This is a genomic window from Neisseria sp. P0008.S010, from assembly GCF_051962715.1.
Classification (GTDB): domain Bacteria; phylum Pseudomonadota; class Gammaproteobacteria; order Burkholderiales; family Neisseriaceae; genus Neisseria; species Neisseria elongata.
In genome coordinates, this window is sequence record NZ_JBQCVA010000386.1 from 1 (window position 1) to 246 (window position 246).

The 246-nt window shown below is 55.7% G+C and carries 1 rRNA gene; it reads right to left on the minus strand.

The annotated features are described in order from the left end of the window. Positions 1-246 (minus strand): 16S ribosomal RNA (locus ACTHSL_RS14015); the annotation flags it as partial.

Below are 246 nucleotides of genomic sequence, written 5' to 3' on the forward strand. Positions count from 1 at the left end.
GTCCGCCTACGTGCGCTTTACGCCCAGTAATTCCGAACAACGCTAGCCCCCTCCGTATTACCGCGGCTGCTGGCACGGAGTTAGCCGGGGCTTCTTCTGTGGGTACCGTCATTATCTTCCCCACTGAAAGAGCTTTACAACCCTAAGGCCTTCATCGCTCACGCGGCATGGCTAGATCAGGGTTTCCCCCATTGTCTAAGATTCCCCACTGCTGCCACCCGTAGGCTGTCTCTTATACACATCTGA